General features: G+C 73.0%; 16 protein-coding genes. 6 read left to right on the top strand and 10 right to left on the bottom strand.

Features of this window, described 5'->3' with window-relative positions; translation table 11 throughout:
• Positions 1-137 precede the first annotated feature (137 nt).
• The 4 genes from STTU_RS04435 to STTU_RS04420 all read left to right on the top strand — a co-directional run bounded on the left by STTU_RS04435 (position 138) and on the right by STTU_RS04420 (position 7,375).
• On the top strand, positions 138-1,139 hold the full coding sequence (locus tag STTU_RS04435; RefSeq protein ID WP_007820220.1) for a TIGR03842 family LLM class F420-dependent oxidoreductase: 1,002 nt from the start codon (positions 138-140) through the stop codon (positions 1,137-1,139).
• A gap of 192 nt (positions 1,140-1,331) precedes the next feature.
• A complete protein-coding gene (locus STTU_RS04430) occupies positions 1,332-2,909 on the top strand; it encodes an NCS1 family nucleobase:cation symporter-1 (protein WP_007820219.1) in 1,578 nt (525 codons plus the stop codon).
• A gap of 1,144 nt (positions 2,910-4,053) precedes the next feature.
• Entirely contained in the window at positions 4,054-4,959 is a 906-nt protein-coding gene (locus STTU_RS04425; protein WP_007820217.1) for an HAD family hydrolase, read from the top strand.
• A gap of 4 nt (positions 4,960-4,963) precedes the next feature.
• The gene (locus tag STTU_RS04420; protein WP_007820216.1) at positions 4,964-7,375 is read left to right on the top strand and encodes a glycoside hydrolase family 65 protein; all 2,412 of its coding nucleotides are present in this window, start codon (positions 4,964-4,966) and stop codon (positions 7,373-7,375) included.
• A 165-nt stretch (positions 7,376-7,540) separates the two neighbouring features.
• On the opposite strand, the gene STTU_RS04415 is transcribed toward STTU_RS04420, so the two are convergent.
• On the bottom strand, positions 7,541-8,605 hold the full coding sequence (locus STTU_RS04415; RefSeq protein ID WP_007820215.1) for a lipoate--protein ligase family protein: 1,065 nt from the start codon (positions 8,603-8,605) through the stop codon (positions 7,541-7,543).
• Positions 8,606-8,976: 371 nt separating this feature from the next.
• On the opposite strand from STTU_RS04415, the gene STTU_RS04410 reads away from it, so the two are divergent.
• Together STTU_RS04410 and STTU_RS04405 are read left to right on the top strand one after the other, a co-directional pair.
• The gene (locus STTU_RS04410; RefSeq protein WP_007820214.1) at positions 8,977-9,897 is read left to right on the top strand and encodes an inositol monophosphatase family protein; all 921 of its coding nucleotides are present in this window, start codon (positions 8,977-8,979) and stop codon (positions 9,895-9,897) included.
• A 93-nt stretch (positions 9,898-9,990) separates the two neighbouring features.
• Positions 9,991-11,424 (top strand): phytoene desaturase family protein, encoded by a 1,434-nt coding sequence (locus tag STTU_RS04405; protein ID WP_007820213.1) that lies wholly within the window; start codon positions 9,991-9,993, stop codon positions 11,422-11,424.
• A gap of 124 nt (positions 11,425-11,548) precedes the next feature.
• Here STTU_RS04405 and STTU_RS04400 read toward each other — a convergent pair whose 3' ends face one another.
• The 9 genes from STTU_RS04400 to STTU_RS04360 all read right to left on the bottom strand — a co-directional run bounded on the left by STTU_RS04400 (position 11,549) and on the right by STTU_RS04360 (position 21,843).
• Positions 11,549-12,073 (bottom strand): AAA family ATPase, encoded by a 525-nt coding sequence (locus tag STTU_RS04400; RefSeq protein WP_007820204.1) that lies wholly within the window; start codon positions 12,071-12,073, stop codon positions 11,549-11,551.
• 320 nt (positions 12,074-12,393) lie between these two features.
• Positions 12,394-13,293 carry a LysR family transcriptional regulator gene (locus STTU_RS04395; RefSeq protein ID WP_007820201.1) on the bottom strand — a complete coding sequence of 300 codons (900 nt, stop codon included), beginning with the start codon at positions 13,291-13,293 and terminating at the stop codon, positions 12,394-12,396.
• Positions 13,294-13,377: 84 nt separating this feature from the next.
• Positions 13,378-14,586, bottom strand: a complete 1,209-nt coding sequence (locus STTU_RS04390; protein ID WP_007820200.1) for a glycine C-acetyltransferase — start codon at positions 14,584-14,586, stop codon at positions 13,378-13,380.
• Between the two features lie 65 nt (positions 14,587-14,651).
• Positions 14,652-15,680: an L-threonine 3-dehydrogenase gene (tdh, locus tag STTU_RS04385; protein ID WP_043254113.1), complete on the bottom strand. Its 1,029-nt coding sequence runs from the start codon at positions 15,678-15,680 to the stop codon at positions 14,652-14,654.
• A 231-nt stretch (positions 15,681-15,911) separates the two neighbouring features.
• Positions 15,912-16,472: a GNAT family N-acetyltransferase gene (locus STTU_RS04380; protein ID WP_007820195.1), complete on the bottom strand. Its 561-nt coding sequence runs from the start codon at positions 16,470-16,472 to the stop codon at positions 15,912-15,914.
• A gap of 246 nt (positions 16,473-16,718) precedes the next feature.
• Complete coding sequence (locus STTU_RS04375) at positions 16,719-17,660, bottom strand: carbohydrate ABC transporter permease (protein ID WP_043254111.1); 942 nt, start codon at positions 17,658-17,660, stop codon at positions 16,719-16,721.
• A gap of 3 nt (positions 17,661-17,663) precedes the next feature.
• Positions 17,664-18,626, bottom strand: coding sequence for a carbohydrate ABC transporter permease (locus STTU_RS04370; protein ID WP_007820190.1), 963 nt, complete (start codon positions 18,624-18,626; stop codon positions 17,664-17,666).
• A 23-nt stretch (positions 18,627-18,649) separates the two neighbouring features.
• Positions 18,650-19,960, bottom strand: a complete 1,311-nt coding sequence (locus STTU_RS04365; protein ID WP_043254110.1) for an extracellular solute-binding protein — start codon at positions 19,958-19,960, stop codon at positions 18,650-18,652.
• The gene (locus STTU_RS04360) at positions 19,957-21,843 is read right to left on the bottom strand and encodes a glycoside hydrolase family 2 protein (RefSeq protein ID WP_043254108.1); all 1,887 of its coding nucleotides are present in this window, start codon (positions 21,841-21,843) and stop codon (positions 19,957-19,959) included. The genes STTU_RS04365 and STTU_RS04360 overlap by 4 nt, the downstream gene beginning before the upstream one ends.
• Positions 21,844-21,965: the final 122 nt, after the last annotated feature.

Genomic DNA, 21,965 nt, shown 5'->3' with positions numbered 1-21,965 from the left:
CCCGTACGGGGCACGGAACCGTCGATGCCCGATTGGCCCCCTTCGCGCGGTATCGCCTGACACAATCATGCGCACCGTCGTCCGCGGCCCGGCCGTACGACGCCGCCTCAGGAGCCCCGACCACAGGAGCAGTTGTCATGGACTTCGGACTCGTTCTCCAGACCGACCCGCCGGCCTCCACCGTCGTCGACCTCATGCGCCGCGCCGAGCAGCAGGGCTTCACGCACGGCTGGACCTTCGACTCCGCCGTCCTGTGGCAGGAGCCCTTCGTCATCCACAGCCAGATCCTGGAGCACACCGAACGGCTCGTCGTCGGCCCGATGGTGACCAACCCGGGAACCCGTACGTGGGAGGTCACCGCGTCGACCTTCGCGACGCTCAACGACATGTTCGGCAACCGCACCGTGTGCGGCATCGGGCGCGGCGACTCCGCGATGCGCGTCGCCGGCCGCCCCCCGAACACCCTCGCGCGCCTCGGCGACGCCATCGACACCATCCGCGACCTCGCCGAGGGCCGCGCAGCCCAGCTCGGTGACACCGAGGTGCGGTTGCCCTGGGTACGGGACGGGCGGCTGCCGGTGTGGGCCGCCGCGTACGGGCCGAAGGCGCTCGCCCTCGCCGGGGCCCGCGCCGACGGTTTCATCCTCCAGCTCGCCGACCCCTACCTCACCGCCGCGATGGTCGAGCAGGTCCGTACCGCCGCCTCCGACGCGGGCCGCGACCCCGCCTCCGTCACGATCTGCGTCGCCGCCCCCGCCTACGTGAGCGAGGACCTCGCCCGCGCGCGCGAGCAGTGCCGCTGGTTCGGCGGCATGGTCGGCAACCACGTCGCCGATCTCGTCGCCCGCTACGGCAGGCAATCCGCTTCCGTACCAGCCGAGTTGACCGCGTACATCGCCGGCCGCGACGGTTACGACTACAGCCACCACGGCCGGGTCGGGAACAGCTCGACCGGCTTCGTGCCCGACGAGATCGTGGACCGCTTCTGCGTCCTCGGCCCCGTCGAGGCGCACATCGAGAAACTGCGCGAACTGCGCGCCATCGGCGTCGACCAGTTCGCCGTCTACGCGATGCACGACGCGCGCGAACAACTCATCGACGTGTACGGGAAGGAGGTCATCCCGGTCCTCAACGCCTAGCGGGGGAGCGGCTCTTATCCGCCCTCGCGCGACCCTCGGCAATCGCCCTTCCGTACGCCCCGTAAGCCTCCCCGCACTCGTACGATTCCCCGCTCCCGCCCTCGCATCCGCCCTCACACCCGCACGGCACCCCACGGCACCCGAGCACGGCACCGCATCCTCCCCGCACCGTTCTCCCCGAAGGGTCCCGCCATGACCGATGCCCTCGCCACCCCGCCCGGCACCCCGCCCGGTCCACCGCCCCACTCGCACGCGGCCACCGCGCCGGGGCAGCACCTCACCCCGGACGGCCGCGTCGAACTCGACCCGGGCGCCTTCCCCGCCGACTCGCCGCACGCCAACGAGGATCTGCGCCCGATCCCCGTCGCCCAACGCCACTGGGGCACCTACAACTTCACCGCCCTGTGGATCGGGATGGCGCACAACATCCCCTCCTGGACCCTCGCTTCGGGCCTCGTCGCGCTCGGCATGGACTGGAAGCAGGCCGTCCTCACCATCGCCCTCGCCAACATCGTCGTCCTGCTCCCGATGCTGCTCACCGGGCACGCGGGGCCCAAGTACGGCATCCCCTTCCCCGTCCTCGCACGCGCCTCTTTCGGGCTGCGCGGCGCGAACCTTCCCGCGCTCCTGCGGGCGGCCGTGGCCTGTGGCTGGTTCGGCATCCAGACGTGGATCGGCGGGCAGGGTGTCTTCGTCCTGCTCGACAAGCTCCTGCCGGGGTCCTGGGCGGGCGCCTCGCACCTGGGCGGGCAGCCGTGGCCGCTGTGGGTGTGCTTCGGGATCTTCTGGCTGCTCCAACTCCTCATCATCCACCGGGGGATGGAGACGCTGCGGCGCTTCGAGAACTGGGCCGGGCCCTTCGTGTTCCTCGGCGCGCTCGCGCTGCTCGTGTGGATGGCCGACGCGGCGGGCGGTTTCGGCCCGCTCCTCGACCAGCCGTCGCAGCTCGGCTGGGGCGGCGACTTCTGGCCCGTGTTCTTCCCCGCGCTCATGGGGATGATCGGCTTTTGGTCCACGCTCTCGCTGAACATTCCCGACTTCACGCGTTTCGGGAAGGGCCAACGCGCACAGGTCTGGGGGCAGTCGCTCGGCCTGCCCACCACGATGACGGCCTTCGCGCTCCTCTCCGTGCTCGTCACCTCGGGCTCGCAGGCCGTCTACGGCGAACCCGTCTGGGAGCCGGTCGACTTGGCGGCGCGCGCGGACAACACCTTCGGCCTGCTCTTCGCGTTGATCACGGTTCTCGTCGCGACGATCTCGGCGAACCTCGCGGCGAACGTCGTCTCGCCCGCGTACGACCTCGCGAACCTCGCCCCGCGCTTCATCAGCTTCCGCACCGGGGCGCTCGTCACCGGGGTCGTGGGGGTGCTGATCATGCCGTGGAAGCTCATCGCGACGCCGGAGCTGTACATCTACACGTGGCTGGGTGTGGTCGGTGGGCTGCTCGGCACGGTCGCGGGCATCCTCATAGCCGACTACTGGCTCGTCCGGGGCACCTCGCTGCACCTCGCGGAGCTGTACCGCAGGGAGGGCCGTTACTGGTACCGGGGCGGCTGGCACCCGGCGGCGGTCCTCGCCTTCCTCGTCGGCGGGGTCCTGGCGGTCGGCGGCTCCCACTCGGCGCCCGGCAAGGGCCCCTTCCCGGAGGACGGCCTGATCCCCTTCCTCAAGCCGCTGGCCGATTACGGCTGGGCGATCGGCTTCGCCTCGTCGCTGCTCGTGTACGTGGTCCTCGCGGGGCGTTCGGGGAGGCGGGCGGAGCGGGGGTGAGGGGGTGGTGGTGCGGGGACGGTGCGGAGTTCTGTGTGGGGGGCTCGTGCCCGTGGTGCCGGTCGGTTTGAGGCGTGGGCGGGGCGCGGATGCTTGCGGGTCGGTCGGTTGGCTCCGCCCACGCTCGGGGTGGGGCGTGCCGGAGAGTGCCGGCGTACCTTCTCGCTCTGAGTGGGTGAGTGCTCACTCACCTCTGGCAGTCGCGTCACTCGAATGGCTGTGGATGAGGGGCTGCGTGAACGTTTCTCCCTCGGGGATGCGCGCAAAGTTCTCACCCTTCCGGGTGGGCGGTGTGGCGGGTTTCGCGGAGTTGTCCACAGATGAGGCGTGAGGGGCACGGAGGGCGGCCGACTTGCGGAAGACTGTTAGAAGGGGAGCCCCCCAGGGCGGGTGGGGGCTGTCCGCAGGCTCAACCGTGACGCGCGCCCACCACACAAGGCGGCGGACGGTACGAGGCAGAGGCGCGTCGGTGCGAGCGGCGCGCGACCTCACTCGCAGCCCCTGTCGCCGGCCCCACACGTCTGTCCCCCGCCAGTCCCTATCGCCCTACCTCCGCCTCCACCTTCACCACCGGCCTCGCCCGCCCCGCCCGGCCGCCCACTTGCCCCTCGCCCGTCCTCCCGCGCCGCCGGGCACTTACGCCCCCGTACGTCCCGCAGGCCCCGCACCCCTCGCTCGTCCTCCCGCCCCATACATCCCGCCCCCCGTCCCCGCTCGCTCGTACCGCCCTCCCCGCCCCTGCACCGCCTACCGTCCCGGCCGCGCCCCCGCTGCTGCTGCCGCCGCCCGCCCCGCTCTCGCCCGCCCCGCCACCGCCCACCCCCGGCTCCCCGCCCACCCCCGGCTCCCCGCCCACCCCCGGCTGCCCGCCCACCCTGGCCGCGTCCTGCCCTCCCGGCTGCGCCCCGCCACCCCTGCGGTTAGCGTGGCGGAAGGGCTGGGCCCTCCCGGCCGGCCGGTCCCGAGCCGGAAGGACGTGTGCCATGCGAACGCCCCGTACCGGACCCCACACCCGAACCCGCACCGGATCCCACAGCCGAACCCATACCGGACCCCACACCCGAACCCATACCGGACCCCACACCCGCACCCGCACCGGACCACACACCCCCACCGAAACCCGCACCACCGCCGGAGCCGTGCGGTGACCGCCCCCGAGCGCGGGCTCGCTCCCGTCATGACCGGTATCGCGGCGATGGTCTTCGACGTCGACGGGGTCCTCACCGACTCCGCGCGCGTGCACGCCGAGGCGTGGAAGGAGGCGTTCGACGCCTGCCTGCGTGAGCATCCGCCCGCCGACACGGCGCTCGACAGGCCCTTCGACGCCGCCGACGACTACCTCCGCTACGTGGACGGCAAGCCCAGGGCCGACGGGGCCGCCGCCTTCCTGCACGCCCGCCGTGTCCCGATCCCGGACGGCAGTCCGTCCGACGCCCCCGGTACCGACTCGGTCGCCGCCGTCGCCGCGCTCAAGGACGGCATGTTCACGCGCCGCATCCGGCAGCACGGCATCGAGCCCTTTCCCGGCTCCGTACGGCTCCTGAAGGCGCTGCGCTCCGCGGGCATTCCCATGGCCGCCGCCTCGTCCTCGCACCACGCGCGGGACGTCCTCGAAGGGGCCGGGCTCCTCGACTACTTCGTGACCCTCGTCGATGGCGACGAGTCCCACCGCCTCGGCCTGGCCGGCAAACCCGATCCCGCGCTCTTCCTGGAGGCCGCGGGCCGCCTCAGGGTCGAGCCCACGCACGCCGCCGTCGCCGAGGACGCCCTCGCGGGGGTCGAGGCGGGGCGGCGCGGCGGCTTCGGCCTCGTCGTCGGCGTCGACCGCGCCCACACCACCGACACCGCCAGGGATCTGCGGGAACACGGCGCCGACCTCGTCGTCGACGACCTCGCCGACCTCCTGCGCGCCCCCGGCACGGACGAACACGCCCCCGGCACAGACGAACACGCCCCCGGCCCGGACGACCGCGCCTCCACCACCGATAACCGCGCGCACCGCGCCCCCGCCACCGACGACCGCGCACCCGGCCCCGACGGCAAGGAGTGACCACATGTCCGAGTGGACGTGGGAGTACGAGGGCTACGGCCCCGCCGAGGAGACGCTGCGCGAGTCCCTGTGCAGCCTCGGCAACGGCTACTTCGCCACCCGGGGCGCGGCCCCCGAGTGCCCCGCGGGCGGCCCGCACTACCCGGGCACCTACGCCGCGGGGGTCTACAACCGGCTCACCTCGGAGGTCGCCGGGCAGACCGTGTCCAACGAGGACATGGTCAACCTCCCCAACTGGCTGCCCCTGCGCTACCGTCTCACCCCGCCCGGGGGCGGCAGTGGCACCGACTGGTACACGCCCGACGACGCCGCGCTGCGCTCGTACCGCCAACTGCTCGACCTGCGCGCCGGGATCTACGAGCGCCACCTCGTGTACGAGGACGCCTCCGGCCGCAGGCTGCGCGTGCGCCAGTTCCGCGTCGTCCACATGGACGATCCCCATCTCGCCGCGCTGCGCACCGAATTCACGGCCGAGAACTTCGACGGGACCCTCGAAGTCGAGTCCGCGATCGACGCCGGTGTCACGAACGACGGTGTGGCACGCTACCGCGAGCTGAACGGCCAGCACCTCGCGGAGATCATGAGCGGCTACCCCGAGGACTGCACCGTGTGGGTCCGCGCGCGCACCGTCAACTCGGGCATCACCGTGGCCGTTGCCGCCCGTACGTACAGCAGCGGGGGCCCCGCGTGCGAACCGCGCCCCTCCACCGGCACCCCGACGCGACCGGCGACGCGCATCAACCTCACGCTCAAGCAGGGCGAGACGGCGGCGGTCGACAAGATCGTCGCGCTGCACACCTCGCGGGACTCGGCGATCAGCGACCCGCTCGACGCCGCGCTCGACGGCGTGCGCAACGTACCCGGCTGGGACGAACTGCTCCTCGACCACCGCCTCGCCTGGCAGCGCCTGTGGCACCGCGCGCTCCTCGAAGTCCCCGACGAGGCGGGCCACATCCTGCGCTTCCACCTCTTCCACGTGCTCCAGACGGTCTCCCCGCACACCGCCGACCTGGACGCCGGTGTGCCCGCGCGCGGACTCAACGGGGAGGCGTACCGGGGGCACGTCTTCTGGGACGAACTCTTCGTCCTGCCCTACCTCAACCTGCACTTCCCCGAGGTCTCCAAGGGCCTCCTCCGCTACCGCCACCGCCGCCTGGACCGCGCCCGCCGCCTCGCCCGCGACGCCGGGTTCGACGGCGCCATGTACCCCTGGCAGTCCGGCAGCGACGGGCGCGAGGAGACCCAGGAACTCCACCTCAACCCGAGTTCGGGACGCTGGCTCCCCGACAACTCGCGGCTCCAGCACCACATCGGCTCCGCCGTCGCGTACAACGTGTGGAGCTACGCGCGCGCCACGGGCGACGCACGCTTCATGGAGCACGAGGGCGCCGAGATGCTCCTCCAGATCTCCCGCTTCTGGGCCTCGAAGTCCGAGTGGGACGGCGACCTCGGCCGCTACCGCATCCGCCGCGTCGTCGGCCCCGACGAGTACCACGACGCCTACCCCGACGCGACCGAACCCGGCCTCGACGACAATGCGTACACCAACGTCACCGCCGCCTGGGTCCTCCAGCGCACCCTCGAATCCCTCGCCGCGCTCCCCGAGGAACGCCGCGCCGAACTCGCCGAGCACACCGGTCTCGACGACACCGAACTCGCCCACTGGGACGACATCTCACGCCGCCTCCACGTCCCCTTCCACCAAGGCGTCGTCAGCCAGTTCGAGGGCTACGGGGAACTGCGCGAACTCGACTGGGTCGGCATGTCCACCAAGTACGGCGACATCCGCCGCCTCGACCGCGTCCTGGAGGCCGAGGGCGACAGCGTCAACCGCTACCAGGCGTCCAAGCAGGCCGACACCCTGATGCTCGGCTACCTCTTCCCGCCCCGCGAACTGCGCGCCCTCTTCGCCCGGTTGGGCCATCGGCTCGACGACGAGACCTGGCGCCGCACCGTCGACTACTACGTCGCCCGCACGAGCCACGGCTCCACGCTCAGCGGCCTCGTGCACGCCTGGGTCCTGGCCCGCGTGCGGCCCACGCAGGCGTGGGGTTTCTTCCAGGAGGCGCTGCGCGGCGACGTCGCCGACCTCCAGGGCGGTACGACCGGCGAGGGCATCCACCTCGGCGCCATGGCGGGAACCCTCGACCTCGTGCAGCGCTGCCTCACCGGCCTGCGCATCCGCTCCGACGGCGCCCTCGGTCTCGACCCCGTGCCCCAACCGGAGCTGTCCGGATACGACTTCGCGATCCACTACCGCCACCTGTGGGGCGTGCGCTTCCGGATGCGCTCGGGCGGCCTCGACATCAGCCTCCCCGAGAGCAACCGCCCCTCGCTCGACATCCGGCTCGTGGACCGTACGGTGACACTGCGGCCGGGGGACTCCTTCCACCTGACCCTGCCGGAGGGCGACTGAGGGACCCCGACAGTGCCGGGGCCAAGTACGCCGCAACAGGCCGTACTTGGCCCTTCGCCGCGCCCGTCACCCGCCCCGGCCACGGCCCCCGCGCGGAACCCGTCAGAGAACTCCGGAAAAGGAACTCCGGAAAGGGAACTCCGCGAAAGAGAACGCAGGACGACCTCAGGGAACTCGCGCCGTCCATTCCTGCGAGTCGAACTTCGTGCGCGCCAGTTCGCGCGCGCGCGCCATCTCCTCGTCCGTCACGGAGCCCTCCTCGAGCCCGTACCGGCTGCGGAAGGAGGCGACCATGTTCGCGATGACGGTCTCGCGCGGCAGACCGGTCTGCCGCCGCAGGGGGTCGACACGCTTCTTGGCACTCGTCGTGCCCTTGTCGGAGAGCTTCTCCTTGCCGATCCGCAGCACCTCGGTCATCTTGTCGGCGTCCATGTCGTACGCCATCGTGACGTGGTGCAGTACGGCGGGCACCCCGCCCTGCGGCGCGGCGACGCGGCGCTGCGCGGCACCCGCGATCTTCCCCGCCTCGGTCGCGATGTCGTTGAGCGGCTGGTACCACGCCTTGATGCCCATGTCGCCGAGCGCCGACAGCACCCAGTCGTCCAGGTACGCGTAGCTGTCGGCGAAGGACAGGCCCTCGACGAGCGCGCTCGGCACGGAGAGCGAGTACGTGATGCTGTTGCCCGCCTCCATGAACATCGCCCCGCCACCGGTCACGCGCCGCACCACGGTCACGCCGTGCTTCGCGGCGCCGTCCGGGTCCACCTCGTTGCGCAGCGACTGGAAACTGCCGATCACGACGGCCGGGTCCTGCCACTCCCACACCCGCAGCGTCGGCGGACGGTGCCCGACGGCGACCTCCTGCGTGAGGATCTCGTCGAGCGCGAGGTGCAGGCCCACCGGCTGCGGGCCGTCGTGGATGAGCTGCCAGTCGTAGTCGGTCCAGTCGGTGGCCCGCGCGAGCGCCCGCCGCACCGCGACCCCGATGCCCTCGGGGGTCAGCCCGTACATCACCGTGCCCGGCGGCAGCGCGGCCTGCACCCGCGCGGCGAGCCCGCCACCGTCCGTGCCGGAGGGGGCGCCTTCGAGCGCGGCGTTGATCGCGTCGATGGCCTCGTCGGGTTCGAGGAAGAAGTCCCCGGCCACGCGGACGTTGCGCAGCACCCCGCCCTCCTCGTCGAGGTCCACCACCACGAGCTTCCCGCCCGGGATCTTGTACTCACCGTGCACGGCCGCCGCCTCCCACTGTTCGCGCCCGGGACGGGCACTTCGGTCATTTCCCTGCGGACAGGGCAACGTTAGCGGGGGGTGCGCGATTCCCGTGGCGGGGGTGCGGGCGGGTCGGGAAGGGACGTGGCGGGGCGCCGCGCCGGTACGGGGCGAGGCGGTGCCAGCCGTACGCGGCGGGCGGGGGATGCCATCGGTACGCGGCGGGCACCCGTACGCGGCGGCGCGAGGCGGTGCCACCCGTACGCGGCGGGGCCGGGCGACCCGGCGCCCGTACCCCCTCGCGCTCCGCCCACCCCGTCCGTTCCCCTCCCCGCAAGCCCCCGTTTCCCCTCGCTCCCCCCGATGTCAGTGGCACGTGCTCTCATGAACCCATGCTCGAAGACCTGCGCGATTCCGCCCCGGCCCACCCCGCCACCAGCGCCTTCGCCGTCCCCGACGCCGTGACGGCGCTCGCCGCCGCGCTCGACGCCGACCGCGTCGCCGCCGTCGAGGCCGCCGTCCGCTCCGCCGTCGACCGCGCCGTCCTGCCCCGCTTCCGCCACCTCGCGGACGGCGAGGTCAGCACGAAGTCCGGGCCCCACGACCTCGTGACCGTCGCCGACCGCGAGGCCGAACAACTCCTCACCGAGAGCCTGCCCGCCCTCCTGCCCGGCTCCGTCGTCCTCGGCGAGGAGGCCGTCGCCGAGGACCCCGCGCGGTACGAGGCGCTGCGCGGCGCCGCGCCCGTGTGGATCGTCGACCCGGTGGACGGTACCCGTCAGTTCGTCCGCGGCGAGCCGGGTTTCTGCACGCTCGTCGCGCTCGCGCTCGAAGGCGAGGTCGTCGCCTCCTGGACGTACGCGCCCGTCCTCGGCCTCATGGCCGTGGCGCTACGCGGCCGGGGTGCCCTGCTCAACGGCGAACCCCTGACCCGTACGGCCGCCGTGCCGGGCGCGCCGCTCAGCGTCGCCTGCTCGCACCCCGACTACACGACCGGGCCCCAGCAGGCCCAGCTCCGCCGTCTCACGGTCCCCGGCCTCGCGCCACGCCACTGCGGCTCCGCCGGGCTCGAATACCTCGCGATAGCGCGCGGCGAACTCGACGCCACGGCCTTCAGCTGGGAGCTGGCCTGGGACCACGCGGCTGGGCTCCTCCTCGTCGAGGAGACCGGCGGGGCACACCTGACGACCGACGGCGCCCCGTTCCGTATCACCGGGGGCAACGCGCTGCCCTTCACCACCGCGCGCGACGCGGCCACGGCCGAGCGGGTCCGCGCGCTGCTGGCGGGGGAGACGGGGGACAGCGGGGCGTGAGGGAGCGTCAAGGGCCGGGAAAGCGTGGCTTCGGGCGGTGCCGGACGGCATATCCTGACCGCCGGGCCATCGGCTGACGTGAGGAGTCCGGAGGTGTCGACTTTGCTGGACGCGGTCGTCGTGGGAGCAGGACCCAACGGGCTCACCGCCGCCGTCGAACTGGCCCGCCGGGGCCTCTCCGTCGCCGTCTTCGAGGCCGCGTCCGAGGTCGGCGGCGGCTCCCGCACCGAGGAGCTGACCCTCCCCGGCTTCCACCACGACCCGTGCGCGGCGGCGCACCCCCTCGGCATCGCCTCACCCGCCTTCCGCGCCCTGCCCCTCGCGCGGTACGGGCTGCGCTGGCTCCACGCCGACCTGCCGATGGCGCACCCGCTGCCCGGCGGCGACGCCGTCGTGCTCGCGCGGTCGATCGGCGAGACCGCCGCCTCCCTCGGCGCGCGCGACGCGGGCACGTACCGGCGCCTCGTCTCCCCGCTCCTGCGGCACTGGGACGCCGTACTGCGCGACTTCATGGCGCTCCCGTCCACGGCGCTGCCCCGGCACCCGCTCGCCCTCGCCCGCTTCGGCCTCGCCGGGCTGCCACCCGCCCACGTCCTCCTCGCCCGCTTCCGCGAGGACCGCGCCAAAGCGATGCTCGCGGGGCTCGTCGGCCACGTCATCGCCCCGCTGAGCGGCCCCGCGACCTCCGCCGTGGGGCTCCTCTTCGCGCTCGCCGCGCACTCCCGCGGCTGGCCGGTCGCCGCGGGCGGCTCGGGCGCGATCACCGGCGCCCTCGCCGCGTACCTCAAGGACCTCGGCGGCACCGTCGAGACCGGCTTCGAGGTCCGCCGCCTCGACGACCTCCCGCCCGCGCGCGCCTACCTCTTCGACACCTCCCCGCACGCCCTCGCCCGCATCGCCGGGCTCGGCGCCCGCGCCTACCCGAACTACCGCTACGGCGCCTCCGTCTTCAAGCTCGACTACGCACTCGACGGGCCCGTCCCCTGGGCCTCCGAGGCGGCCCGCCGCGCCGGTACGGTGCAGCTCGGCCCCGGCAGCCGCGACATCTCCCGCGCCCTTGTGGACGTCTCACGGCGCGGCGTCCCGCCCGCCGATCCCTTCCTCATCACCGTCCAGCCGAGCCTCGTCGACACCGCCCGCGCCCCCGAGGGCAAGCACGTCTTCTGGGCGTACGGGCATGTGCCGCACGGCTGGGAGGGCGACCTCACCGACGTCATCGAGCGCAAGATCGAACGCTTCGCCCCCGGCTTCCGCGACCTGATCCTGGCCCGCGCCACGGCCGGTCCGCCCCAACTCGCCGCCCGCAACCCCAACTACGTCGGCGGGGACATCGCCTGCGGCGCCGCGAGCGGCCTCCAGCTCCTCCTCCGCCCCCGCCCCACCCTGCACCCCTACGCCACCCGGCACCCCGCCGTCTTCCTCTGCTCGTCGGCGACCCCACCGGGCCCCGGGGTCCACGGAATGAGCGGCCACAACGCGGCACGAGCGGTCTGGCGAGCCCTGAGAGCGCGGGACGCGGCGCAATGACGACCGGGGACTGAGACACCGAGGGGCCCGGCCCGGCGGGGCGCTCACCCGCGAGATGCGGTCCCACCCCGCCCGAGCCCCCGGCGGCCCACGGGCGCCCCAGAAGCCGACCCGGGAGACCTCGTTACCCGAACGACGGCCACCGCCATGCCGCCCACTGCCGCCACGTCGTCCAGCCGGCGGGCGGATCGTCCGTCGCGGTCCCGTCGAGTTCCGCCGCGTCGGGCTCCTCGAAGTGCGCTCGGCCGAAGGCGATCTCGGCCTCCGTCATCGGGAACGTCTCGCCGGGCGTGGTCGCCCAGCGGTGGGCGATGCGGGCGCGCCGGGTCTCCTCGGCGAGCGGTAGGTGGACCATGCGGAAGCGAGCCCCCTCGGCCTCCGCCAGGCAGCGGATCGCGGAGCGCTCGGCGCGGGACCAGCATCCGTAGTCGAGGACGACGTGCGTGCCGAGCCGCACCGTCTCCAGCGCCAGCCACAGCAGCCGGCCCTCCAGCACGTCCCGTTTCCCGTCCGGGTCCGACGCGCCGAAGAGCGGGAGCATCCACTCGTCGGGCGTCAGGCGCAGGGCGCCGTGCTCCTCCGCGAGCCGCCGGGCTCGCGTCGTCTTACCGGCCCCGGGCAGGCCGACCAGCAGGAACAGGTCCGTCACGTCTCGTCCGGTTCCCCGGCCACGAGCCGGTCGTCGGGGCGCCGGTGCCTACCGCCGACGGGGAGGGCCCCGCGTCCCGGGCCCGTGCGCTGGACCGGTTGGGACCACGTCGAGCCGGGGCACGTCGGCTTCCGGGGGGCTGACGGACGCTCGTTGACCGACCGCGGCGGGTCAGGGCGGTCCAGGATCTCTCGCACGCCGGAGGTCTACCACCGGGCCCGCGGCGCCGCGACGGGTTTTTCCCGCCCCGAACCGCCGCGCGACACCGCACCCCCCGTCCTCCCTCGGCGCCACCCGTCCCGCGTGCCAAGTCCGCGCTCTCACCCCGCCGCCTTTCCCAGCGCATCGAGCACCGGACGGATCAGTGGGTGTTCCTCCGCCCCGCACCGCACCGCCGCGAAGACCCTGCGGGTCGGGGCCGCGCCGTCCACCGGGCGGACCACCGCGCCGTCCAGGTCCATGCCCCGCAGTGCCGAGCGCGGGACGAGTGCCACTCCGGCGCCCGCCGCCGCGAGGGCGACGACCGCGCGGAAGTCGTCGGAGAGGTGTTCGATGGGGGGCTGGAAGCCCGCGTGTTCGCAGGCGAGGACGACGACGTCGTGGCAGGGGTTCCCGGGGAAGGGGCCGATCCACGGGTCGGCGGCGAGGTCGGCGAGCGGGACGCTCTCGGCTGCTGTGAGGGGGTGGCCCGGCGGGAGGACCGCGTCGAAGGGCTCCGCGTAGAGCGGGACGCGGGTCAGGCGCGGGTCGTCGGCGCCCGGGGCGCCCCGGTACTCGACGGCCACGGCGACGTCCGTACGGCGGTCGAGGACCATCCGCAGGCTCGCGTCGCCCTCGGCGTCCCGCACCCGGACCCGTATCCCCGGCGCCGTCCCGGCGAGCACCGCGAGCGCCGGGGCCACGACGAGATTGATGCCGGTCGCGAAGGACGTCACCGTGACCGTGCCCGAAGCGCCCGTGCGGTAGGCGGCCAGCTCGGCCTCCGCGCGCTCCAGCTCGGCGAGCACCGCGTGCGTGTGCGCGAGCAGGATCTCGCCGGGCGGCGTGAGCCGTACGCCCCGGGCGCCGCGCTCGACGAGCCGGTGCCCGGTCTCCTGCTCCAGGGCGCTCAGCTGCTGCGAGACGGCCGAAGGGGTCAGGTAGAGCGCGGCGGCTGCCGCGGTCACCGTGCCGTGGTCCGCCACCGCGCGCAGGATGTGCAGCCGCCGTGCCTCGATCATGGGAACGATTGTCGCAAATCGGCGGAGCGGACGGTCCCGGGGCGATCCACCGCCCCGGGAGCCGCCCGCCCGGTCGCCCTCGGCTCAGACCGCCGGCTTGTCCGTCGCCGAGGCGTCGCGCGCCGAGACGAACGCCGCGACGGCGCGGTCCACGTCCTCCGCCGAGTGCGCAGCCGAGAGCTGCACGCGGATGCGCGCCTGCCCCTGCGGCACGACGGGGTACGAGAACGCCGTCACGTACACGCCGCGTTCGAGCAGCAGCTCCGCCATGCGGCCCGCGAGTGCCGCGTCGTGGAACATGACCGGCACGATGGGGTGCTCGCCCGGCAGCAGCTCGAAGCCGGCCTCGCTCATCGCCGTACGGAAGCGCGCGGTGTTCTCGCGCAGCCGCACGCGCTGGTCCGAGGCGCTTTCGAGGAGGTCGAGGACCTTGAGCGAGGCGCCCGCGATGACCGGCGCGAGGCTGTTCGAGAAGAGGTACGGGCGCGAGCGCTGGCGCAGCAGCGCGACGATCTCGGCCCGCGCGGCCACGTAGCCGCCCGAGGCCCCGCCCAGCGCCTTGCCGAGCGTGCCCGTGATGATGTCGACGCGATCGCTCACGCCCGCCAGCTCCGGGGTGCCGCGCCCGTTCTCGCCGACGAAGCCGACCGCGTGCGAGTCGTCGACCATGACCATCGCGTCGTAGCGCTCGGCGAGGTCGCAGATCTCCCGCAGCGGGGCGAGGTAGCCGTCCATCGAGAACACGCCGTCGGTGACGACGAGGCGGCGGCGCGCGTCGCCCGCCTCCTTCAGGCGCTGCTCCAGCTCGGCCATGTCACGGTTCGCGTACCGCAGGCGGCGCGCCTTCGACAGGCGGATGCCGTCGATGATCGAGGCGTGGTTGAGGGCGTCCGAGATGACGGCGTCCTCGGGGCCGAGCAGCGTCTCGAAGACACCGCCGTTGGCGTCGAAGCACGAGGAGTAGAGGATCGTGTCCTCCTGCCCGAGGAACGCGGACAGGCGCCCCTCCAGCTCCTTGTGCACCTCCTGCGTGCCGCAGATGAAGCGGACCGAGGCCATGCCGTAGCCCCAGCGGTCGAGTGCCGCGTGCCCGGCGGCGATGACCTCCGGGTCGTCGGCGAGGCCGAGGTAGTTGTTCGCGCAGAAGTTGAGCACCTCGCCGGGCAGGCCCCCGGCGGTGACGTCGACGGTCGCGGACTGCGGGGTGCCGATGACGCGCTCGGGCTTGTACAGGCCCTCGGCGGTGATCTCGTCGAGGGTGGTACGCAGCTGGTCGCGCACGGAGCCGAACATGGGGGTTTCCTCCGGAGGGGTGGATGCGGGGCGGTACGAGGCGGTTCAGGCCGTACGGGGACGGCTCACGCGGTCCAGTCCATGACGACCTTGCCGCCGTGCCCGCTCGCCGCGTCCGCGAACGCGGCCTCGAACTCGGCGGCCGGGTAGCGGCCCGTGATGACGGGGGCGAGGTCGAGGCCGCCTTCGAGGAGGACGGACATCGCGTACCACGTCTCGAACATCTCACGGCCGTAGATGCCCTTGATCGTGATCATCGAGGTGACGATGCGGGCCCAGTCGACGGCGAACTCCTGCGAGGGCAGGCCGAGCATGGCGATCCTGCCGCCGTGCGTCATGTTGGCGAGCATGTCGCGCATCGCGGCCGGGTTGCCGGACATCTCCAGGCCGACGTCGAAGCCCTCGCGCAGCCCGAGGAGCCGCTGGCCGTCCGCGATGGACGCCGAGGAGACGTCGAGCGCGAGATCGGCGCCGACCTTGCGGGCCAGGTCGAGCCGCGCCTCGCTCACGTCGGTGATCGCGACGTTGCGCGCCCCCGCGTGCTTGGCGACGGCCGCCGCCATGAGCCCGATGGGGCCCGCGCCGGTGATGAGCACGTCCTCGCCGACGAGCGGGAAGGAGAGCGCGGTGTGCACGGCGTTGCCGAAGGGGTCGAAGATCGCGGCGATGTCGAGATCGACCGGGTTGCGGTGCACCCACACGTTGGAGGCCGGAAGCACGACGTACTCGGCGAAGCAGCCGTCGCGCCCGACACCGAGACCGACCGTCGCGCGGCACAGGTGGCGGCGGCCCGCGAGGCAGTTGCGGCACTTGCCGCACACGAGGTGGCCCTCACCGCTGACGAGGTCCCCCACCTCGATGCCGGCCACGTCCCGGCCGGTCGAGACGACCTCGCCGGAGAACTCGTGGCCGACGACGAGCGGCGCGCTGACGGCCTGCTGGGCCCAGCCGTCCCAGGCGCGGATGTGCAGGTCCGTGCCGCAGATCCCGGTGCGCAGCACCTTGATGAGCACGTCCCCGGGACCGGCCTCGGGCTCCGGGACCTCCACGAGGCTCAGACCCGGCGCGGCTTTCTCCTTGACCAGTGCCTTCACTCCGGTGGCTCCTCTTCTGTGCGCGCCGCACCGCGCGACCGGGCGGACCGGCGGCGGGTACGGAGGGGTGGGGGACGGCCGCGGCCCGACAGGGCGCGTACGACCGGCATCAAGATCCTGCCGCCCCGCACGCCACCAGGTCCATCGAGGTTTTCTTAACCGCGCCTGCGGCTTTCCTACAGGCTGCGGGCGCCCGGCGACGCGCGCGGCACGCCGTCCCCCGCCCGGTGCTCAGCGCGGCGGGAGGTCGTTCAGGAGGATCTGGAAGAGCTTGTGGTCGCGCCACGCCCCGTTGATGTGGAGCATCCGCGGGGCCACGCCGAACTCGGTGAACCCGGTCCTGGCGAGGACGCGCTGCGAGGCGAAGTTGTCGAGCAGGGTGCCGGCCTCCACACGGTGCAGGCCGAGCACCTCGTTCGCGTACCGGACGACGAAGGCGGCGGCGGCGCCGGTCAGGCCGCGGCCCGTGTACTCCTTGTCGACCCAGTAGCCGAGGTTCGCGCCGTTCAGCGGGCCGCGCACGACCTGCGAGAGCGTGATCGTGCCGATGATCCGCTCGCCGTCCACGAACACCCAGCCGAAGAGCGCCCCGGCCTCCTGCGCCGCGAGCTGGCTCGTGAGCCGCTCGCGCTGCCCGGCGAGCGTGTAGAACTCCTCGGTCCGCACCGGCTCGAAGGGCTGGAGGTGGGAGCGGTTGCGCACGTAGGCGTCGCGCAGGGCGGGAGCGTCACCCTCGGCGAGCGGGCGCAGGAGGATGCCTTCGGAGAGGATGGTGTGATCATCATTCGACATGCCGGGAGGCTATCCGACCGGTCGCGGGCGGTGCCCGGGACCAGCGAGAACGCCGTACGGGGGAGGGGGCGCGGCCCCCGGGCTCGCTCCGACCCCCGTACGGAGTGCGGCCCCCGGACCTCGCCCCGCCCCGTACGGCGCGGGCGCCCCGGGCCCGTCCCCCCCCGTACGGCGCGCGATCCCCGGGCCGTCCCCCCCCGTACGGCGCGCGATCCCCGGGCCGCCCCGCCCCCGTACGGCGCGCGCTCACTGCCCTCCGAGCCCCGTCGTCGCCACGGACTTCACGATCTGCCGCTGGAAGACCATGAAGACGATCACGAGCGGCAGCGAGGCGAGCATCGCCGCCGCGGCGGACTGCGCGTACTGGAGGCCGTAGGAGTCCTTCACCGTCGAGAGGCCGACCGGGAGCGTCATGAGGTTCGGGTCGCTCGTGCTGATGAAGGGCCACAGGAAGTTGTTCCACGTCGTGATGAACACGAAGATCGCGACGGCGGCGAGGATGGGACGCGACAGCGGCAGCACGATGCTCCAGAAGACGCGCAGGCTCCCGGCCCCGTCGATGCGCGCCGCCTCCTCCAGCTCCCGCGGCACCCCGTCGAAGAAGCGCTTCAGGATGAACACCATCGCGGGCGCCACGACCTGCGGCAGGATCACCGCCCAGTAGGTGTCGGCGAGGTGCGCCGTGATCATCTCGCGGAACAGCGGCACGATGAGGATCTGCGGCGGCACCATGATCGACGCGAGCGTCAGCCCGAGGAGCGCCTTGCGGCCCCGGAAGAGAGTGCGCGAGAAGCCGTACGCGGCGAGCGCCGACACGGCGACGGTCAGCGCCGTCACGACGACCGTGATGAGCAGGCTGTTGAGCGCCCACAGCGGCAGGTTGCCCTGGTCGAGGATCTGGCGGTACGCGCCGAGCGTGAAGCCGTGCGCGGGTATCCAGCCGTCGTCGGGGGTCGCCGCGTCCGTCTCGCTCTTGAAGGACGTCACGAGTCCCCACGCGAGCGGGAGCAGCCACAGCACGGTCGCCGCGAGCAGCACGACGAGCGCGACGATCTTGGGCAGCGGCCCGGAGCCGAGTACGGGCCCGGGGCGTACGGAGGAACGCTGCCCGCGCGGGACGGGCGAGGTCCGGCGGCGGGGCGCGGACACGGGCGGTCGCCCGGCGGACGGAACGGTCTGGGTGCTCATGTGTCACGCCTCCTTGCGCGAGAAGATCTTGAACTGCGCGAGCGACAGGATGACGAGGATCGCGAAGAAGACGTACGAGATGGCCGAGGCGTAGCCGAGCCGGTACCCGGTGAACCCGGTGTCGTAGATGTACTCCAGGATCGGCCGCGTCGAGCCGTTCGGGCCGCCGCGCGTCAGCAGGTAGATCTGGTCGAACACCTTGAGCGAGGCGAGGACCTGGAGCACGGCGATGAGGCCCGTCGTGCGCCTGAGCTGGGGCAGCGTGATGGACCACAGGCGGCGCCAGGCGCCCGCGCCGTCGAGCGCGGCGGCCTCGTAGAGGTGGTCCGGTACGGCCTGGAGCGCGGCGAGGTAGAGCAGGAAGTTGAAGCCCGCCGTCCACCACACCGTGACGAGGACGACCGCGTACATCGCCCACTTCTCGTCGACGAGCCAGCCGACGCTGTCCAGGCCGAGCGCGCCCAGGAAGTTGTTGACGAGCCCCAGATCCGGCTGGAACATCATCGACCACACCTGCCACACGACGGCGACGGGCAGCACGTACGGCGCGAAGAACGCGAACCGCCACAGCCACTGCCCCGGCAGGTTCGCGTGCACGAGCAGCGCCATCGCGAGCGCGAGCACGACGAGCGGTACGGAGGAGAGCACCGTGAAGACGGCGGTGTTGCCGAGGCTCTTCCACACCTCGGAGTCGGTGAGCGCCTCGGCGTAGTTGCCGAGCCCGGCGAAGGAGCTGTCGCCGTGTCCGGTCAGGCTCGCGTCCGTGAAGCTCATCCAGAGCCCGTAGACGAGCGGGACGAGCAGGAAGAGCCCGAAGAAGATCATGAACGGGGCGACGAAGAGGCCGCCCGAACCGCCCCGGCGGGAGCGGGTTCCGGAGGCGCGCGGGGACGCGGCGGGAGCGTCCGCGGCGTGGGCGGGTTCGGGGGCGAGGCTCGCCGGGCCCGTGGTGGGGACCGTACTCATCGTTGAGCGCCTTTCTGTCCCGGTCAGGCCGGATTGGGCTTGGAGAGGAAGAAGTCGAGGCCGGAGAGCATCTCGGCCACCGTCCCCTTCGCGGAGTCGGCACCGCGCATCCCCTGCTGGAGGGCGCTGCACATGCGCGCCTGGAAGTCCGATCCGGCGCCGGTGAACCACGCGGGCGGGTCGATCGCGGGGTGTTCCGCCGCCGGGGCGTACGAGGACTGCGGGTCGAGCTTCGCGTACGCCTTCGACCCGACGACCGGCAGGTAGGCGGGGATGTGGCCCGCCTGCGCCCACGTCATGCTGCCCTTGAGGAGTTCGGCCACGAGCTGATGGGCGGCGCGCCGCCGTCCCTCGTCGGCGTTGTCCTGGTGCGGCAGCACGAAGGAGTGGCTGTCGGCGTACGAGGCCGGGGAGCCGAACAGCGTCGGCATCGGGGAGGCCCCGAGGTCGAACTTCGCGCCCTGGAACGTGGGGAGTTCCCACTCGCCCGAGAAGATGAAGGGCGACTGCCCGGTGGTGAAGGCGGCGACCCCGGCGGGGTAGTCCATCGACCGCGAGTCGACGGCCACCTTCTGGAAGAACTCCACCACCTCGACCATCTTGTCCCGGTCGACGCCCGGCTTCCGGCCCGAGAGGTCGAAGGCGCCGCCGGTCTGGCTGTAGAGGCCCCAGAACATGCGCCACGCCTGCGCCGTGTCGTTGAACAGGCCCATGATCGGGCCCAGTTTGCCCTTCCGCTCGCGCAGGCGCTCGGCCATCTCCAGGAAGTGCGCGGGTGACTCGGGCGGCAGGAGCCGCCCGTCGCTGTCGAGCAGCCCGGCCTTGTCCATGACGGTGCGGTCGTAGAAGACGACGAAGGGGTGCGTGTCGAAGGGGATCGCGTACGGCTGCTTCTCGAACCGCCCGAGCGCGCGCACGCGCGGGTTGATGCGCGCCTGCGGGACGCCGAACTCCTCGAGGAGCGCGGTGTCCCAGGGGTCGAGCAGCCCGCCCGGCGCGTATCCGGCGAGCCGCGAGAGGTGCATGATCGCGAGGTCGGGGGCCCGGCCGCCCGCCGAGGCCATCGCGAGCTTCGTGTAGTACGCGGCGCCCCAGTCCAGGACGGTGTCCTCGGGGTCGAGGCCGGGGACGTCCGCGCGCACCTTCGCGAGCATCCGGCGCATGAGCGCCCCGTCACCGCCCTGGAAGAGGTGCCAGAAGCGCACCTTGCCCGCCGAGGAGGACACCGAGCCCGCCACCGAGCCGCAGGCGGCGAGGGCGGGGGCGAGAGCGGCGGCCGAGAGCCCGGCGACGGCGCCGCGCAGCAGACCGCGTCTGGTGGTCGTCACGCTCACCGCTCCTCTCCGGCGGCGTCCGCCGTCGCGCCCAGCTCGTAGGCGGCGGGACGCAGTTGGGCCTCCCGCACCCGGCTCACGTCGAGCTTGTCCGAGCGGTCGAAGCGGTAGACGCCGTTCTGCTCCTGGAAGACGTCGGTGAGCTGCGTGTAGCAGTAGCCGAACATGAGCGGGTCGTCGAGGAGGACGCCCGTGAGCCCCGTGAAGCGCGCGTGGAACTCCTCCTCGTCGCGCGGCCGTTGCCCGTATCCCCACGACACGTCGCGGTCCTCGCCCGCCGCCGCGGCCTCCTCCGGGTTCCACCAGATGCCGCCGAACTCGCTGACGAAGTAGGGCTGTCCGCGATACGGGAGCGACCACACCCGATCCGGCTCCTGGTCCTCGGGGTTGACGAACGGAGTGTCCTCCGCGAGCCCCGCCATCTGCTTCGCGAAGGCGGCGGGGTCCTGCTCGTAGCTGTGCGAGTCGTACACGTCGGTCTCGGCGACGCGGTGCGCGTAGCCGGAGGCGTCGATGACCGGGCGCGAGGAGTCGGCGGCCTTCGTCGCGAGGAACATCGCCCGTGTCACGTCGTCGAGTTGGGTGCGGCGGTCGTGGAGGAGCTGGTGCGTCTCGTTGAGCGGGCACCAGCCGACGATCGAGGGGTGCGCCTGGTCCCGCTCGACGGCCTCCAGCCACTGGTGCACGAAACCGGCCGTCGGCTGCTGGTTGTCCCAGGCCGTGCCGCCGCCCGTGTGGGCGCCCCAGTCGCCGAACTCGCCCCACACGAGGTAGCCGAGCCGGTCGGCGTGCCACAGGAAGCGCTCCTCGAAGACCTTCTGGTGCAGCCGCGCCCCGTTGAAACCGGCGGCGAGGGACAGCTCGATGTCCCGCACGAGCGCCGCGTCGTCCGGGGCCGTCATGAGGCCGTCCGGGTACCAGCCCTGGTCGAGCACGAGGCGCTGGAAGACCGGCTCGCCGTTGAGCAGGAACCGCTTCCCGTCGAGCGAGACCGCGCGCAGCCCCGCCGTGCACACGGCCCGGTCGACGACCTCGCCCGCCGCGTCGGTCACTTCGAGCAGCACCTGGTACAGGTGCGGGTCCCCGGGCGACCACGTGCGCCGCCGCGCGGGCGGCACGGCGAGGACGAGGCGCGGCGCGAGGTCGAGATCGGCCCGTACGGCGGCCTGCGCGACCGTTCCCTCGGCGTCGAGCAGCCGCGCCCGCACGCGGTGCCCCGGGCGGTTGGCGGAGAGCGGCAGCTCAAGGTGGAAGCAGCCGCCCGCGAGGTCGGGCGTGACGCGCGGGCGGCGCAGGTGCACGTCGGCGACGGGTTCGAGCCACACCGTCTGCCAGATCCCCGTCACGCGCGTGTAGTTGCACGCGTGGTTGGCGTACTCGGTGGACTGCTTGCCGCGCGCCTGCGGCCCGTGCGCGGCGTCCCGCGCCCGTACGACGACCACCGCCTCCTCGCCCGCCGCGACGATCCCGCCCAGATCCGCGCTGAACGGGGTGAAACCCCCGCTGTGGCGGGCCACTTCGGTGCCGTTGACCCACACCGTCGCGTCGTGGTCGACGGCGCCGAAGTGCAGCACCGGGCGCCGCCCGGCCCACGCGGCGGGGATCGTCACGGTACGGCGGTACCACACCGCGTGCAGGAAATCGGTGTCCCCGATCCCGGACAACTCGGACTCGGGGCAGAACGGCACCGTGATCCGCTCGGGCAGCTCCTGGCCGACGAGCCCGCGTTCGAGGCCGCTGTCACCGGGGTCGCGCGCGAACTCCCACGTGCCGTTGAGATTCAGCCACTCCGTACGCGCGAACGAGGGGCGCGGGTACTCGGGCCGGGGCACGTCGGGGCCGGCGTCGAGCGGATGCGGACAGATGCCGTCGTACTCGGGCATGAACTCTCCTCGCGGGGACACCACTTGGGACATCACTTGGTGGGATCACATGTCAGCACTCGGATTACATCGTTGTAAAGAGGTGGTGGCGGGGTTTCCTGCGTGTGACGGGGGGAGCACGG

The sequence above is a fragment of the Streptomyces sp. Tu6071 genome (genome assembly GCF_000213055.1).
Taxonomy (GTDB): Bacteria; Actinomycetota; Actinomycetes; order Streptomycetales; family Streptomycetaceae; genus Streptomyces; species Streptomyces evansiae.
Note: the sequence above shows the minus strand (reverse complement) of the source record. Positions and strands in the feature narration are given on the sequence as shown.

Coding starts and splice junctions, on each gene's coding strand:
- STTU_RS04375 (WP_043254111.1), bottom strand. CDS start 17,660: ATGAGCACCCAGACCGTTCCGTCCGCCGGGCGACCGCCCGTGTCCGCG.
- STTU_RS04410 (WP_007820214.1), top strand. CDS start 8,977: ATGCTCGAAGACCTGCGCGATTCCGCCCCGGCCCACCCCGCCACCAGC.
- STTU_RS04370 (WP_007820190.1), bottom strand. CDS start 18,626: ATGAGTACGGTCCCCACCACGGGCCCGGCGAGCCTCGCCCCCGAACCC.
- STTU_RS04390 (WP_007820200.1), bottom strand. CDS start 14,586: ATGTTCGGCTCCGTGCGCGACCAGCTGCGTACCACCCTCGACGAGATC.
- STTU_RS04435 (WP_007820220.1), top strand. CDS start 138: ATGGACTTCGGACTCGTTCTCCAGACCGACCCGCCGGCCTCCACCGTC.
- STTU_RS04430 (WP_007820219.1), top strand. CDS start 1,332: ATGACCGATGCCCTCGCCACCCCGCCCGGCACCCCGCCCGGTCCACCG.
- STTU_RS04360 (WP_043254108.1), bottom strand. CDS start 21,843: ATGCCCGAGTACGACGGCATCTGTCCGCATCCGCTCGACGCCGGCCCC.
- STTU_RS04395 (WP_007820201.1), bottom strand. CDS start 13,293: ATGATCGAGGCACGGCGGCTGCACATCCTGCGCGCGGTGGCGGACCAC.
- STTU_RS04380 (WP_007820195.1), bottom strand. CDS start 16,472: ATGTCGAATGATGATCACACCATCCTCTCCGAAGGCATCCTCCTGCGC.
- STTU_RS04420 (WP_007820216.1), top strand. CDS start 4,964: ATGTCCGAGTGGACGTGGGAGTACGAGGGCTACGGCCCCGCCGAGGAG.